A 14,763-nucleotide genomic window follows, 5' to 3' on the forward strand; every position below is an offset into this window, starting at 1 on the left:
CGTAAATGTAAGCGGGCTGCGAGTCTACAACAATAAAAAGAGGCTGCACTATCATATGAGTTCTGAATTCGTTTTAGAAACCCGAAATCTTGTCAAAGAATTCAAGGGGTTTACAGCTGTTGACGAGGTCAACCTGAAAGTCAGTCGTGGAAATATTCATGCATTGATTGGCCCGAATGGTGCTGGAAAAACCACGGTTTTTAATCTGCTGACCAAGTTCCTGATCCCAACGCGTGGACAAATTCTGTTTAATGATCAGGATATTACCTCAATGAAATCCGCTGCGATTGCGCGTATGGGTATTATCCGTTCTTTTCAGATTTCAGCCGTGTTCCCGCATATGACTGCATTGGAAAATGTCAGAGTAGCCTTACAGCGTTTCGAAGGTAGCAGTTTCCATTTCTGGAAAAGTGAAAAAACGCTCAATAAGTTAAATGAAAAAGCCTATGCACTGCTGGAATCAGTCGGTCTGGAGACCTTTGCTGATACCGTCACCGTTGAGCTCTCTTACGGGCGCAAGCGTGCGTTGGAATTAGCCACTACCCTGGCGATGGAGCCTGAGCTGGTATTGCTGGATGAGCCTACTCAGGGTATGGGGCATGAAGATGTTGATCGTGTTGTCGAACTGATTCGCAAGGCGGCTGTGGGACGCACTGTGTTAATGGTTGAGCATAACTTGAGTGTAGTCAGTAAATTATGTGACCAGATAACGGTGCTAACCCGTGGGGCCGTGCTTACAGAGGGTGATTATAAAGCTGTATCGGAAAACCCGGATGTAAAAGAAGCCTATATGGGTAGCGAGTCTGCCGCCATAGAGGGGGCTCACTAATGTCTGATTCAATAAAGCCCAACTACGAACAATTAAAAGTGACTGATCTACATGCCTTTTATGGTGAGTCTCATATTCTGCATGGCATAGATTTATTGGTGCGCAGAGGGGAGTTGGTAACGCTATTAGGACGCAATGGGGCAGGTCGAAGTACCACGCTTAAGTCCATCATGAATATGGTGGGACGTCGTACTGGCTCAATCATGATTAACGGGCGTGAAACCATTGATATCCAGGCACATCATATCGCCCGTTTAGGGGTGGGCTACTGCCCGGAAGAGCGCGGTATTTTTGCCAGTCTGAATGTTGAAGAAAATCTACTGTTACCTCCCACGGTTCGCAGTGATGGCGTGAGCCTGGAAGATATCTATGAAATGTTCCCTAATCTTTACGAGCGGCGCTTCAGTCAGGGTACTCGCTTGTCAGGTGGTGAACAGCAGATGCTGGCCATGGCACGGATTCTGCGAACCGGTGCAAACCTGTTATTGCTGGACGAAATCACAGAAGGCCTGGCCCCTGTAATTGTGCAAAAGCTGGCAGAGGTGCTGATAAAACTGAAGGAAAAGGGGCTTACCATCATCCTGGTTGAGCAAAACTTCCGCTTTGCGGCTCCGCTGGCTGATCGACATTACCTGATGGAGCACGGCCAGATTGTTGAAGAAATTCAGGCCTCAGAACTGAACTCAAAACAGGAATTACTGAATACCTATCTTGGTGTATGAGATGACCAGGATGAGAAATTTGTTGGAGTTGTTCTCTGCTCTGACGGATGCATTGCAACACGCGTGTTCTAACGTTCAAACAAAAATAAAAAGCCAATAAGGCAATGGAGACACACTATGAAACTTATGAAAAAAATCCTGACGACTGCAATCGCCTCGGCGATGCTGGCGGGTTCTGCCCAAGCCGCTATTTCAGATAATGAGGTGCGCATAGGCTATCTCGCTGATATGTCCGGAACCTACCGTGATTTGGCCGGACCTAACGGACTGATTGCCTTGGAGATGGCTGTTGAGGATTTTGGTGGTCAGGTCAACGGTGCCGCAATTAAGGTTGTCAGTGCGGATGATCGAAACAGTCCTGATGTAGCGTCAAGCACAGTACGTCAGTGGGTGGAGGCTGATGGTGTGGATATGGTTGCCGGTTTGGTGGCCTCATCTGTAACTATTGCGGCCACTCGAATTCTTGAGCAGAGCGATAAATTGGGCATAGTGTCGGGCTCAGCGGCTTCAAGTATCACAAACGAGCATTGTACGCCTAACCACATTCATTATGTTTATGATACCTATCCGTTGGCTAATGGTACGGCTCAGGCTGTTGTTCAGGAAGGCGGGGACAGCTGGTTTATTCTGACGGCTGATTATGCGTTTGGTCATGCGCTTGAAGGTGATGTTGAAAAAGTGGTGACTGAAAATGGCGGTACGGTAATGCAGAAAGTGCGTCATCCTTTCCCAACAGGTGATTTTTCGTCATTTATCCTGCAGGCCCAAAGTTCAGGGGCCAAGGTTGTCGCTTTAGCCAATGCTGGCTCTGATACCACCAATGCCATTACTACGGCGGGTGAGTTCGGTCTGACTCAATCTGGTCAGACCCTGGCCGCATTGCTACTCTTCCTGACTGATGTGCATGCGTTGGGTGTTGATGCCGCTCAAGGTATCCAGTTAACCACAGGTTGGTACTGGGATATGGATGAGGATGCCAGAGCCTGGTCTGATCGTTTTATCGAGAAGACCGGTGTTCGTCCAACCATGGTGCATGCCGGTATTTATTCCAGCACCATGCACTATCTGAATGCGGTTAAAGAAACTGGCACAGATGACACACAGACGGTTCGTCAGCAAATGATGGATACACCGATTAACGATATGTTTGCCAAGGGCGGTGTTATTCGTGAAGACGGCCGCATGGTCCATGATATGTATTTGGCTCAGGTGAAAACGCCGGCTGAATCAACTAACGAATGGGATCTCTACAATATTGTTCGCACGATTCCAGCCGAAGAGGCTTATCGTCCACTTTCTGAAAGTCAGTGCAAATTAGTGAGTAACTAAGTTGTATAAATCACGCTCCCGTCGGGAGCGTGAACCTTGCCTGGCACTGGAGCCAGTGAGATATTTTTAAGTGGGATTTTCTTATGAGCATGATTTTCGGAGTGCCGATAGCTGTACTCTCCGGTCAGCTATTGCTTGGTCTTATTAACGGTGCTTTTTACGCCTTGTTAAGTCTAGGGCTTGCAGTAATCTTTGGCCTGTTGAAGATTATTAACTTCGCACACGGCGCATTTTATATGCTGGGTGCATTATGCACGGTGGTTTTGTTTAATAGTCTCGGTATAAATTATTGGGTAGCTTTGATTCTGGCACCTTTATTGGTGGGTATTTTCGGTATCTTTATCGAGTATTTTCTACTTCGAAAAATAGCCAATGAAGACCACATATACAGCTTGCTGTTAACCTTTGGTTTGGCGCTGGTGATTCAGGGTGTCTTTACCAATATTTACGGTGTGTCTGGTCTGCGTTATTCCATACCGGATGTATTTAAGGGCGGGGTTAACCTTGGATTTATGTTCCTGCCTTACTACCGGGCCTGGGTCATACTGGCGGCTTTGGTTGTCTGTTTCGGTACCTGGTTCATGATAGAAAAGACCAAGCTCGGCTCTTATTTGCGTGCCGGTACCGAGAACTCTCAGCTAATGCAGGCCTTTGGTATTAACGTGCCGTTACTGGTCAGTCTGACTTACGGGTTTGGGGTCATGCTTGCTGCATTTGCCGGTGTGTTGGCTGCACCTATCTACTCTGTAACTCCGGTGATGGGCGGCAATATTCTGATTATCGTCTTCGCCGTTGTGGTTATTGGCGGTATGGGGTCGATTATTGGCGCTGTGATCACGGGGCTGGCGATGGGGATCATTGAAGGTTTAACCAAAGTGTTTTATCCCGAAGCATCCAGTACCGTTATTTTCCTTGTCATGGTTTTAGTCTTGTTGGTGCGTCCGGCAGGTTTGTTCGGTAAGGAGGCGTAATCATGTCAACTAGAGTTTCTGAAAGCAGTTCGCGTAAGCTGTTTATTGCGACCAAGCAGCGTGCAGAGCGTCGTAATCTGATGATCTATGCGGCCCTGGTGGCACTGGCACTGATTGCTCCTTTAATTATTTACCCTGTTTTTTTAATGAAAATTCTGTGCTTCGCATTATTTGCGGTAGCCTTCAATCTGCTGCTGGGTTACGTGGGGCTGTTGTCTTTCGGGCATGCGGCCTTTTTGGCCACCGGTGGTTATACAACCGGGTATTTGCTCAGCACTTATTCTGGATTTAGTCCTGAACTGGCTATTTTGATAGCAACCTCGGCATCGACTTTATTAGGTCTCGCCTTTGGGTTGTTGGCTATTCGTCGTCAGGGTATTTACTTTGCAATGATTACGCTGGCTTTGGCTCAGTTAGTGTTTTTCTTCTTTGTGCAGTCCTCCTTTACTGGAGGAGAAGATGGTTTGCATGGTATACCGCGAGGGATGCTGTTTGGCTTTATTGATCTGCAGAATAACTTCGCTATTTACTATTTTGTTCTGGCGGTTTTCATTTTTGGTTTTGCGCTGGTTCATCGTATGGTGCACTCGCCTTATGGTCATGTGCTAAAAGCGATCAAAGAAAATGAACCGCGAGCCACTTCCTTGGGTTATAACGTAGACCAATACAAATTAGTCGCATTTGTTGTATCGGCAGGTATCGCTGGTCTTGCTGGATCGGTCAAAACTATTGTATTTCAGCTGGCTTCTCTGAATGACGCACATTGGCACATGTCCGGTGAAGTGATTCTGATGACGCTGCTGGGAGGGGTGGGAACACTGTTGGGGCCGGTGGTAGGGGCTACCTTTGTGATCAGTTTAGAACATCAGTTATCTCAGAGTGCCTTGGGTGATTGGGTGGATGTGATATTGGGCGTTATTTTTATATTTTGCGTACTGATGTTTAGGGCCGGTATCGTCGGTGAATTTCAGAAGTTCTTTAAAAAGAATTTCAGGTAAGTTGTGTGTTTACAATTAATTGAATAGCTAGAGGTAACGGGGCTGATATGAGTGACTCTATAGTAATCCTGGCCGCGGCCAGAACGCCAATGGGTGGTTTACAGGGTGATCTTGCTGGTGTGCGGGCCCCTGATTTGGGTGGCGTTGCCATAAAGGCTGCACTACAGCGCTCAGGCTTGAGGGCGGAGCAGGTGGATGAGGTAGTGATGGGTTGTGTTTTACCGGCGGGTTTGGGACAGGCGCCGGCCCGTCAAGCGGCATTAAAAGCAGGTTTACCTATCTCTACCGGCTGTACAACAATCAATAAGATGTGTGGTTCCGGCATGAAAGCGGTGATGCTGGCGCATGACCAGATCATTGCTGGTAGTGCCAGGGTGATGATTGCCGGCGGTATGGAAAATATGAGCCAGTCTCCCTACTTGTTGCCGAAAGTACGTGAAGGCTTGCGCATGGGTCATGCTAGCGTGCTGGATCATATGTTTCTCGATGGTCTGGAGGATGCCTACGAAGGCGGGCTGATGGGGAGTTTTGCACAGCGATCTGCCGATGCGAGTGCCATCACTCGGGAAGCGATGGATGATTTCGCCATAGCGTCACTGGAAAAATCCCTGGCAGCCATTGAATCAGGAACCTTTGTAGATGAAATTGCACCAGTAACGGTTACGGGCCGGACAGGTGAGTCGGTGGTTGATATAGATGAGCAGCCGGGTAAGGCTCGGCTGGATAAAATTCGTAGCTTGCGACCAGCTTTTGCCAAAGACGGTACAGTGACTGCCGCCAACTCCAGTTCTATTTCGGATGGCGCTTCGGCGTTGGTATTAATGAAAGCATCTGATGCTTTGGCGCAGGGTGTTCAGCCTCTGGCAAAAATCGTTGCCCATGCAACCCATGCACAACTTCCGGCCGAATTCACTCTGGCTCCCATAGGGGCTATTGAAAAGGTACTGGAGAAAGCCGGTTGGACTAAGGAAAGCGTTGATCTATTTGAAATCAATGAGGCGTTTGCCGTTGTGACGCTGCTAGCCGAGCAGGCGCTGGGATTAGATCCCGCTAAGGTCAATGTCAAAGGCGGTGCCTGTGCTTTGGGTCACCCGATTGGCTCCAGTGGTTCGCGTATTCTGGTGACACTTTTGTATGCGCTGAAGCAGCGTGGCTTGAAACGCGGCATTGCATCTCTGTGTATTGGTGGGGGGGAGGCTACAGCTGTGGCGGTTGAATTGGTTTGATCGGCGAGCCTTATTCCTTATAGGTCGCCTTGCCAAGCCGTATGCCGCGGTATTGGCTGGGCGAAATCCCCATCACCTTGCTAAAGGCTCTGGAGAAGTAGTAGGCATCTTCATAGCCTAATGCCCAGGCTACTTCGCTGATGCGCTGGTCAGTAATATCCAGCAGGTGACATGCGCGTTCAATCTTCATGCGGATAAAGTCATTAATGGGGGTGCTACCCGTCAGGTGTTTGTAGCGTTTAATAAAGTGAAATTTGGATAGGTTGGCCGCCGCGGCCAGGGTATCGATATCCAGTGTTTCATGTACGCGCGTCAACATCAGGGTTTGGATGGTTTCCATATTTAAGCTTTGATCAAAATGGTGTCGTGCTTGCGTTTGCAGTAAGGATATGTGGGTGAGTATTTGCCGCAATAAGCTGCAAACATGCAGGTAAGATTGAAATAACTGGGTGGTTTTTCTCAGGTCCAGCAGTGACTCAAAATCAGCGGCCAAGCGTGAGTGCAGGCCAAGCTTTATTACCGGGGATTGAGAGGGGTCGATCAGGTGGTGAATGAATTCTGGAGCCAGTGTGCCATCGCAATGAACCCAGTAGATACTCCAGGGATTGCTGTCTTTGGCTTGATAACTGTGAATCTGGTCTTTGGGGAGTACAATCAGGTCGCCGGGTTGAATTTCATGCTCAGATTTACCTATACGTAATATACCCTGACCTTTAACGCAATATATGAATAAAAAATCATCATGACGTGTCCGCGACATACCATGACCACAAGCCTGTTTGTAAAAACCCATTGCCAAAGGGTAGAGGTCTTTACTGAGTGGGTGTTGAGAAAGTTCACTTACTATGCGCCTTGGTAGCACGAAACGTATGCTTCCTGGTGGGATTGGCCAGGTTGATGGTTGGCTCATGTGTTATAGATCCAGATTGGTTTACGTTAAGGTAATTTCTATCTCGCTAACAGCAATATAGTCCATCATATTAGCAACTTATTCAATCATTCCGGGCTGGTTTGCATGATAAAACATATAGGTATTGAAAAAAACCTGATTAGATATTGACGTTAACGTAAAGGTAAAAAAATAATTCTTCAGGTAATGTCATTTAAGACAATAACAATAAAGCCAGAGAGAAAAACTATGACACAACAAGTACCCCTGCTGATTAATGGTGAAATGGTTCAGAGCCGAACCTCTGAGTGGATTGCAGTTACCGATCCTGCCACGCAAAACGTCATCGCACAGGTGCCTTGTGCGACTGCGCAAGAGGTGGATGATGCTGTTTCAGCCGCCAAAGCTGCATTTCAGATCTGGAAAGAAGTCCCTGTATCAGAACGCGCCAGGTTAATGCTGCGCTATCAAGCCTTGTTAAAAGAGCATCATGATGAACTGGCCACTATCTTAAGTAGTGAAACCGGGAAAACCTTTGAGGATGCCAAGGGTGATGTCTGGCGCGGTATTGAAGTGGTCGAGCATGCCTGTAATGTCGCTTCCTTAAGTATGGGTGAAACGGTTGAGAATGTAGCCCGTAAAGTGGATTGCTACAGCTACACCCAACCTTTAGGCGTTTGTGTGGGAATCACGCCGTTTAACTTCCCCGCCATGATTCCCTTGTGGATGTTCCCGATGGCCATTGCCTGTGGTAATACCTTTGTGCTGAAACCCTCAGAGCAGGATCCGCTGACACCGATGCGTTTGGCCGAACTGTTTCAGGAAGCCGGTGCACCTGCAGGCTTGTTGCAGGTTGTTCACGGTACTAAAGATGTTGTAAACCAGTTGTTAGTCCATCCCGATACCCCGGCTATTTCATTTGTAGGATCGGTTGCGGTCGGTGAGCATATTTACAAAACCGGCACAGATCATATGAAACGCGTACAAGCCTTTGCTGGTGCCAAAAACCATATGGTGATTATGCCGGATGCGCAAAAATCCCACGTCATTAATAATCTGGTAGGTGCTTCGGTAGGTGCCGCGGGTCAGCGCTGTATGGCGATCTCGGTTGCGGTCTTCGTCGGTGAAGCACGCCAGTGGATACCTGAATTGCGTGATGCGCTGGCGAAGGTTCGCCCGGGTGCCTGGAATGATGCCGGGGCCGGTTATGGGCCGTTGATCAACCCTCAGGCTAAACAACGGGTGCTGCAATACATTCAGGAAGGCAAAGATGCCGGTGCAGAGTGCCTGCTTGATGGTAGCGATTGCACTGTTGAAGGTTTCCCGGATGGTAACTGGGTCGGGCCTACCTTTTTCAGTGGCGTAACCACTGATATGTCTATCTATCGGGATGAGATTTTTGGCCCGGTGCTGGTAGCCATGGAAGTCGACAATATCGAAGACGCTATCGCGCTGATCAATGCCAATCCCTACGGCAATGGCACGTCGATCTTCACCGCATCCGGGGCGGCTGCACGCAAGTATCAGCATGAAATTCAGGTGGGTCAGGTCGGCATCAATGTACCGGTGCCTGTGCCACTGCCATTTTTCTCCTTCACCGGATGGCGCAAGTCTTTCTACGGCGATCAGCATGCCTATGGCAAGCAAGCGGTACGTTTCTATACCGAGACCAAAACCGTGACCGCACGTTGGTTTGAAGATGATCTGGCAACCGGTCCGAATATGACCATTCAGCTGAAATAAAACCTGGATTGCGCAATTGGCACAGGGTGCCTGTGGAGGTAGGAATGGATTTTGAACTGAATGAAGATCAGATTGCCTTTGCCGATATGGCGACGGTTTTCGCACGTAATGAGCTTGAGCCGCATGCGGCCGAGTGGGATCAAACCTCATTTTTTCCGCTGGATGTGATACGCAAAGCGGGTGAAATGGGCTTTGCATCTATCTACGCACCCGAAGCCGTAGGAGGGCTTGGCTTAAGCCGTCTGGATGCCAGCATTATCTTTGAACGCCTGTCGATGGGCTGTACCTCAACGACAGCCTATCTGACCATTCATAACATGGTCACCTGGATGGTAACCAGTTTTGGCAAGCCGGAGGTGCTGGATGCCTATGCCTCGGCACTCGTCAGTGCAGAGAAACTGGGCTCCTACTGCCTCACCGAACCCAATGCGGGTTCTGATGCGGCGTCCTTAAAAACCACCGCTCAACGTGATGGCGACCACTATGTGTTGAATGGCAGTAAGGTATTTATCTCGGGTGCTGGCAGTACCGATGTGCTGGTGGTGATGGCGCGTACCGGCGGTCCAGGTGCCAGGGGTATTTCCGCCTTCGTGGTGGATGCGCACAGTGAAGGCATCAACTATGGCCGTTGTGAAGACAAAATGGGCTGGAACTCTCAGCCTACCCGCATGATTACCTTTGATGACGTGAAAGTACCTGCTACTCATCTGCTTAGTGATGAGGGTGAGGGGTTTGTGTTGGCGATGAAAGGTCTGGATGGTGGGCGCATTAATATTGCGTCCTGTTCGGTGGGTACGGCGCAGCAGGCATTGAATCTGGCACGAAACTATCTGCTGGAACGTAAGCAGTTCGGCAAGCAGATTGGCGACTTTCAGGGGCTGCAGTTCCGTTTGGCCGACATGGCCACCGAGCTGGTTGCTGCACGTCAACTCGTGCGGCTGGCCGCCAGTAAACTGGACCGTCAGGATGTGGATGCCACCACTTATTGCGCCATGGCCAAGCGCTTTGCTACCGATGTGGGCTTTCGAGTCTGTGATGAAGCACTGCAATTATTTGGTGGTTATGGCTATATCAAAGAGTACCCGCTGGAGCGTTTTGTTAGAGATACCCGGGTTCACCGCATTCTGGAAGGGACCAATGAGGTCATGCGGGTGATTATAGGCCGCCGTTTATTGGCGGATACTGATAGTGAATTTTAGGAGAAAGGCATGACTGACGCATTGTTACTGGAAAAGCGTGGCCACATCGCTATTTTGACGATGAATAATTTGCCAGCCAATACCTGGACGGCAGAGAGTTTGCAGTCACTGATCGACACTGTAGAAGCTTTAAATGAGGATGAATCTATCTGGAGTCTGGTGCTAACCAGCGCCAGTGACAAGTTTTTTTCAGCGGGTGCCGATCTGAAACTGTTTGCTGATGGCAATCGCGAAGTAGCTCACGATATGGCTGTGTTGTTTGGTCGGGCTTTTGAAACCCTAAGCCGCTTCAGAGGGGTCTCCATTGCCGCCATTAACGGCTATGCCATGGGTGGTGGCCTGGAGGTGGCACTGGCCTGTGATCTGCGTATTGCCGAAGAGCAGGCCAAAATGGCCTTGCCTGAAGCCAAGGTAGGCTTGCTGCCCTGCGCGGGTGGAACGCAAAACCTGACCCTGTTAGTAGGTGAGGGTTGGGCAAAGCGCATGATTCTCTGTGGTGAACAGCTGGATGCCGCCAAAGCCCTGTCGATAGGTCTGGTTGAAGAGGTTGTCCCACAAGGCCAGGCCTTCAACCAGGCGCTGGCCTTGGCTGAACAGGTCGGGCAACAAAGCCCATCGTCTGTCACCGCCTGTAAAAAACTGATTCAAAATAATCGCCATGCGCCTTTTGCACAGGGCTATATTCTTGAGCGCGAGTGGTTTGTTGATCTGTTCAAAACCGAAGACCAGCGCGAAGGGGTCAATGCCTTTCTGGAAAAACGTAAACCCCAGTGGAAAAATCGTTGAGATGCTGCACACAAGGAGCCGCAGATGAGTTGTGTCCTGTTTTTTGAACACCCTACGGCGGGTGATCAGTGTATTGCTGAAATTCGCCTGAATGCCGAAAAAAGTCTCAATGCGCTGACACTGGATATGATCGATCTGATGTTACCGCAGCTGCAAAAGTGGCGGGATGATCCGCGCATTAGCGCTGTATTTCTCGACAGTGCCGGGGAAAAAGCCTTCTGTGCTGGCGGTGATGTGGTCAAGCTCTACCGTGCCATTACTGAAGAAACCAACAGCCGTTTTCCGGAAGACTTTTTTACCCGTGAATACCAACTGGATTATGCCCTGCATACTTACCCCAAGCCGGTGATTTGCTGGGGCAGTGGCATCGTTATGGGTGGCGGTATGGGATTGCTCAGTGGCTGCAGTCACCGGGTAGTGACCGAAACCTCTTATCTGGCAATGCCGGAAATCACCATCGGACTCTACCCGGATGTGGGTGGCAGCTGGTTTCTGAACCGTATGCCCGGTAAGACCGGTTTATTTTTAGGGCTCACAGGTAATCCCATCAATGCGGCTGATGCACTGTTTTTAGGGCTTGGAGACCGGGCCGTGCGCAAGGATCTGCGTGACACCCTGATGCAGCGCCTGCAGGCATCCAGCTGGCAGCTACCGGCGACGCAGGTTATCGATGCAATCCTGCGTGAACTGGAAGCCGAATCGGCTGCCACTTTTGCCGATATGCCGGCACCGATTAAAGCCCATCAAGGCTTAATACGTCAGTTGATGGATCAGGACTCTGTGGCTGAAATTCAGGCTGCGCTACTGGCTATCGAAACAGACGATAAATGGGTGTTGCGGGCACAAAAAGCCCTGCAGCAGGGCAGCCCTGTTTCGGTTCATATGATCGCTCGTCAACTGCAGCATTGCCGACACCTGTCGCTAAAAGAGGTGTTTCAGCAAGAACTGAATCTCTCTGTACAGTGCTGTCGTCATCGTGAGTTTCCGGAAGGCGTGCGTGCGTTGCTGGTGGATAAGGACAATCAACCCAAATGGACCTATGCATCGGTTGAAGCCGTTGATCCTGCATTTATCGATGCCTTGTTTGAATCCCCCTGGTCAGGGGCGCATCCCTTGCAGAATCTGTAGTTAGTGACTCATTAGTGAACAGCCGTATAAAAACAACAAGAGGTTATATGTTATGGCAACAATAGGATTTATCGGTTTAGGCAATATGGGTGGCCCAATGGCCGCTAACCTGGCAAAAGCCGGTCACAGGGTACAGGCATTTGACCTGTCAGCTGAGGCGCTATCAGCGGCGACAGCCGCGGGCTGTCAACAAGCTCAATCAGCGCAGGATGCGGTTAAGGGCGCGGCGATGGTGATTACCATGCTACCCGCCGGTAAACATGTTAAAAGCCTGTTACTTGAGGGTGGTGCGCCGTTGTTTGAACATCTGGAAGACGGTGCGCTGGTGATTGATTGCTCCACCATCGATGTACATACCGCGCGTGAAATTGCCGCCGCCGCTCAGCAACGGCAGATTGATTTTATCGATGCGCCGGTATCAGGAGGGGTCGGTGGTGCGCAGGCTGGCACCCTGACCTTTATTGTGGGTGGCTCAGCCGAGCAGTATGCCACCGCCTTACCAGTGCTAGAGGCGATGGGAAAAAATATTTTTCATGCCGGGGATCATGGCGCCGGTCAGATTGCCAAGGCATGCAATAACATGATGCTGGCTATCCTTATGGCGGGAACCTGTGAAGCCCTGAGTATGGGGGTCAAGAATGGCCTGGATCCAGCCGTACTGTCAGACATTATGAAACAAAGCTCCGGTAATAACTGGGCGTTGCAGGTGTATAACCCGGTTCCGGGTGTTATGGACAATGTGCCGGCGTCACGTGATTACCAGGGTGGTTTTCAGGTGGATCTGATGTTTAAGGATCTGGGGCTGGCGATGGATTTAAGTCAACAAAGTGCCTCAGCTACGCCCATGGGTTCAGCTGCCCGAGCGCTGTTTAATCTGCATAAGAGCCAGGGTAATGGCGGGTTGGATTTCTCCAGTTTGATTCGGCTGTACCAGTAAAACGCCTGTGCCCCTAAACCGAAGGTACCAGAAAAATAACAATAATAGAGGTGGACTATGTCTTATGAGCAGGCCTATCTGGCAAGCTTGAGTGATCCCGAGTCTTACTGGGCAGAGCAAGCCCGGGCGCTGAGCTGGTTTAAAGCCCCTGAACAGCTGTTGGGCGAGACAGATTATGGCACGTATAACTGGTTTGCCGATGGTGAACTGAATATCAGTTACCTGGCTTTGGATGTTCAGATTGCTGAAGGCCGTGGGGATCAGGTCGCGCTGTATTACGACTCGCCAGTTACTCAGACCAAAGAAGCGATTACCTACACCGCCTTGTTACAACAGGTTGAGCTGTTTGCTGGAGCCATGCAGCGGCTGGGTGTCTCTCAGGGTGACAGGGTGGTTATCTATATGCCGATGATCCCTGAGGCGGCGGTGGCGATGTTGGCCTGTGCACGGATTGGTGCGGTTCACTCCGTGGTTTTTGGCGGTTTTGCCGCCAATGAGCTGGCCATCCGTATTGATGATGCCGAACCCAAGCTTATTTTAACCGCTTCCTGTGGTATCGAGTTTGACAAAACCCTGGCGTACAAACCCTTGGTTGATAAGGCGATTGAGCTGGCAGCGCATAAGCCTGCGTACACCATTGTTTGTCAACGCCCCAGATTGCAGGCTGACCTGAACTCGTCACGGGATCTGGACTGGTATGCGTTTCAGGAAGGCGCGCAACCGGCTGCGGCGGTGCCGGTTAAAGGCTCGGATCCGCTTTACATCCTGTATACCTCCGGCACTACCGGTCAGCCCAAGGGTATAGTGCGTGATACAGGAGGGTATGCTGTTGCTTTGAAATATGCACTGCAGCATGTGTATGGCATGCAAGCTGGCGATGTATGGTGGGGAGCTTCTGATATTGGCTGGGTGGTTGGCCATTCATTTATTGTTTATGGCCCGTTGATGGGTGGTTGTAGCTCAATATTTTATGAAGGCAAGCCTGTACGTACACCGGATGCCGGAGCCTTCTGGCGTTTGATTAGTGAGTACCGGGTTAATTCGATGTTTTGCGCCCCGACAGCCTACCGCGCCGTGCGTAAGGAAGACCCGCAGGGCGACCTGGCTAAACAGTATGACCTGAGTAGTCTGCGCTGGATTTTTGTTGCTGGCGAAAAGCTGGATAGCAGCACCTACCAGTGGCTAAGTGAGCTGTTATCGGTGCCGGTGCTGGATCACTGGTGGCAAACCGAATCAGGCTGGCCGATGACGGCTCCAATGATGGGTTGGCCAGATCCCTCACCCGCACGTTTAGGCTCCACTAATAAGGCGATACCTGGCTATGATATCCGCGTGCTGGATGGTGAAGGTCATGAAATGCCCGCCAATGAAGCCGGAAATATTTGTATCAAGTTACCGCTGCCACCGGGCTTTGCCTGGAGTATCTGGAACAATGCTGAGCGCTTCAAACAAGCCTATCTGACAGCTTTTCCAGGTTACTATCACACCGGTGATGGCGGTTATAAAGATGATGACGATTATATCTACATCACCGGACGTACCGATGATGTCATTAATGTGGCGGGTCACCGCTTATCAACCGGTGAAATGGAAGAGGTGGTCTCTGCCCACCCACAGGTAGCAGAGTGTGCTGTAATCGGTGTTAACGATCCGCTGAAAGGCCAGTTGCCTGTTGCTCTGGTGGTGCTGAAAGCCGATGCCGATATCAGTGATATTGAACTGGAAGCGCAGTTGGTGCATATGGTTCGGGAGCAGGTGGGTGCCCTGGCCTGTTTTCACCGGGCTATCGTAGTCGCACGGCTGCCCAAAACCCGCTCAGGTAAAATCCTGCGGGCTGTATTGCGTAAAATTGCGGCCAATGAACACTATGCCATGCCTTCAACTATTGATGATGCCAGTATTTTACCCGAGGTTGAACACGCGCTGATAGCGGCCGGATTTATTGAAGCGGCTGTGAGCAACAACTAGTTACTGCAGCGGACAGCTCCGCTGTACTGAGGAAATAA

13 protein-coding genes are annotated in these 14,763 nt (G+C 50.2%); 12 read left to right on the plus strand and 1 reads right to left on the minus strand.

The features are described from left to right. The first annotated feature begins 55 nt into the window (after window positions 1–55). The 6 genes from ACN0R1_RS15210 to ACN0R1_RS15235 all read left to right on the plus strand — a co-directional run bounded on the left by ACN0R1_RS15210 (window position 56) and on the right by ACN0R1_RS15235 (window position 6,075). The gene (locus tag ACN0R1_RS15210) at window positions 56–829 is read left to right on the plus strand and encodes an ABC transporter ATP-binding protein (protein ID WP_417584356.1); all 774 of its coding nucleotides are present in this window, start codon (window positions 56–58) and stop codon (window positions 827–829) included. Then, a complete protein-coding gene (locus tag ACN0R1_RS15215; RefSeq protein ID WP_417584358.1) occupies window positions 829–1,551 on the plus strand; it encodes an ABC transporter ATP-binding protein in 723 nt (240 codons plus the stop codon). The genes ACN0R1_RS15210 and ACN0R1_RS15215 overlap by 1 nt, the downstream gene beginning before the upstream one ends. A gap of 117 nt (window positions 1,552–1,668) precedes the next feature. Beyond that, entirely contained in the window at window positions 1,669–2,880 is a 1,212-nt protein-coding gene (locus tag ACN0R1_RS15220) for an ABC transporter substrate-binding protein (protein ID WP_417584360.1), read from the plus strand. Between the two features lie 83 nt (window positions 2,881–2,963). Continuing rightward, window positions 2,964–3,851, plus strand: a complete 888-nt coding sequence (locus tag ACN0R1_RS15225; RefSeq protein ID WP_417584362.1) for a branched-chain amino acid ABC transporter permease — start codon at window positions 2,964–2,966, stop codon at window positions 3,849–3,851. 2 nt (window positions 3,852–3,853) lie between these two features. Then, window positions 3,854–4,849, plus strand: a complete 996-nt coding sequence (locus ACN0R1_RS15230) for a branched-chain amino acid ABC transporter permease (protein WP_417584364.1) — start codon at window positions 3,854–3,856, stop codon at window positions 4,847–4,849. Between the two features lie 47 nt (window positions 4,850–4,896). Next, window positions 4,897–6,075 (plus strand): acetyl-CoA C-acyltransferase, encoded by a 1,179-nt coding sequence (locus ACN0R1_RS15235; RefSeq protein ID WP_417584366.1) that lies wholly within the window; start codon window positions 4,897–4,899, stop codon window positions 6,073–6,075. Window positions 6,076–6,085: 10 nt separating this feature from the next. Here ACN0R1_RS15235 and ACN0R1_RS15240 read toward each other — a convergent pair whose 3' ends face one another. Next, window positions 6,086–6,985 carry an AraC family ligand binding domain-containing protein gene (locus tag ACN0R1_RS15240; protein WP_417584368.1) on the minus strand — a complete coding sequence of 300 codons (900 nt, stop codon included), beginning with the start codon at window positions 6,983–6,985 and terminating at the stop codon, window positions 6,086–6,088. 228 nt (window positions 6,986–7,213) lie between these two features. Between ACN0R1_RS15240 and ACN0R1_RS15245 the strand changes: the two genes are divergently transcribed. From ACN0R1_RS15245 to ACN0R1_RS15270, 6 genes are read left to right on the plus strand one after another with little or no spacing between them, the layout of a single operon-like run. Next, a complete protein-coding gene (locus ACN0R1_RS15245) occupies window positions 7,214–8,707 on the plus strand; it encodes a CoA-acylating methylmalonate-semialdehyde dehydrogenase (RefSeq protein ID WP_417584370.1) in 1,494 nt (497 codons plus the stop codon). Window positions 8,708–8,751: 44 nt separating this feature from the next. Next, the gene (locus ACN0R1_RS15250; protein ID WP_417584372.1) at window positions 8,752–9,906 is read left to right on the plus strand and encodes an acyl-CoA dehydrogenase family protein; all 1,155 of its coding nucleotides are present in this window, start codon (window positions 8,752–8,754) and stop codon (window positions 9,904–9,906) included. A gap of 9 nt (window positions 9,907–9,915) precedes the next feature. Then, the gene (locus tag ACN0R1_RS15255; protein WP_417584374.1) at window positions 9,916–10,692 is read left to right on the plus strand and encodes an enoyl-CoA hydratase; all 777 of its coding nucleotides are present in this window, start codon (window positions 9,916–9,918) and stop codon (window positions 10,690–10,692) included. Window positions 10,693–10,716: 24 nt separating this feature from the next. Next, window positions 10,717–11,820 (plus strand): enoyl-CoA hydratase/isomerase family protein, encoded by a 1,104-nt coding sequence (locus ACN0R1_RS15260; protein WP_417584376.1) that lies wholly within the window; start codon window positions 10,717–10,719, stop codon window positions 11,818–11,820. Window positions 11,821–11,872: 52 nt separating this feature from the next. Beyond that, window positions 11,873–12,757, plus strand: a complete 885-nt coding sequence (mmsB, locus tag ACN0R1_RS15265; protein WP_417584378.1) for a 3-hydroxyisobutyrate dehydrogenase — start codon at window positions 11,873–11,875, stop codon at window positions 12,755–12,757. A 57-nt stretch (window positions 12,758–12,814) separates the two neighbouring features. Beyond that, complete coding sequence (locus ACN0R1_RS15270; protein ID WP_417584380.1) at window positions 12,815–14,725, plus strand: AMP-binding protein; 1,911 nt, start codon at window positions 12,815–12,817, stop codon at window positions 14,723–14,725. Window positions 14,726–14,763: the final 38 nt, after the last annotated feature.

The sequence above is a fragment of the Nitrincola sp. genome (assembly GCF_048264025.1).
GTDB lineage: Bacteria > Pseudomonadota > Gammaproteobacteria > Pseudomonadales > Balneatricaceae > Nitrincola.

Coding starts and splice junctions, on each gene's coding strand:
- ACN0R1_RS15210 (WP_417584356.1), top strand. CDS start 56: ATGAGTTCTGAATTCGTTTTAGAAACCCGAAATCTTGTCAAAGAATTC.
- ACN0R1_RS15215 (WP_417584358.1), top strand. CDS start 829: ATGTCTGATTCAATAAAGCCCAACTACGAACAATTAAAAGTGACTGAT.
- ACN0R1_RS15220 (WP_417584360.1), top strand. CDS start 1,669: ATGAAACTTATGAAAAAAATCCTGACGACTGCAATCGCCTCGGCGATG.
- ACN0R1_RS15225 (WP_417584362.1), top strand. CDS start 2,964: ATGAGCATGATTTTCGGAGTGCCGATAGCTGTACTCTCCGGTCAGCTA.
- ACN0R1_RS15230 (WP_417584364.1), top strand. CDS start 3,854: ATGTCAACTAGAGTTTCTGAAAGCAGTTCGCGTAAGCTGTTTATTGCG.
- ACN0R1_RS15235 (WP_417584366.1), top strand. CDS start 4,897: ATGAGTGACTCTATAGTAATCCTGGCCGCGGCCAGAACGCCAATGGGT.
- ACN0R1_RS15240 (WP_417584368.1), bottom strand. CDS start 6,985: ATGAGCCAACCATCAACCTGGCCAATCCCACCAGGAAGCATACGTTTC.
- ACN0R1_RS15245 (WP_417584370.1), top strand. CDS start 7,214: ATGACACAACAAGTACCCCTGCTGATTAATGGTGAAATGGTTCAGAGC.
- ACN0R1_RS15250 (WP_417584372.1), top strand. CDS start 8,752: ATGGATTTTGAACTGAATGAAGATCAGATTGCCTTTGCCGATATGGCG.
- ACN0R1_RS15255 (WP_417584374.1), top strand. CDS start 9,916: ATGACTGACGCATTGTTACTGGAAAAGCGTGGCCACATCGCTATTTTG.
- ACN0R1_RS15260 (WP_417584376.1), top strand. CDS start 10,717: ATGAGTTGTGTCCTGTTTTTTGAACACCCTACGGCGGGTGATCAGTGT.
- mmsB (WP_417584378.1), top strand. CDS start 11,873: ATGGCAACAATAGGATTTATCGGTTTAGGCAATATGGGTGGCCCAATG.
- ACN0R1_RS15270 (WP_417584380.1), top strand. CDS start 12,815: ATGTCTTATGAGCAGGCCTATCTGGCAAGCTTGAGTGATCCCGAGTCT.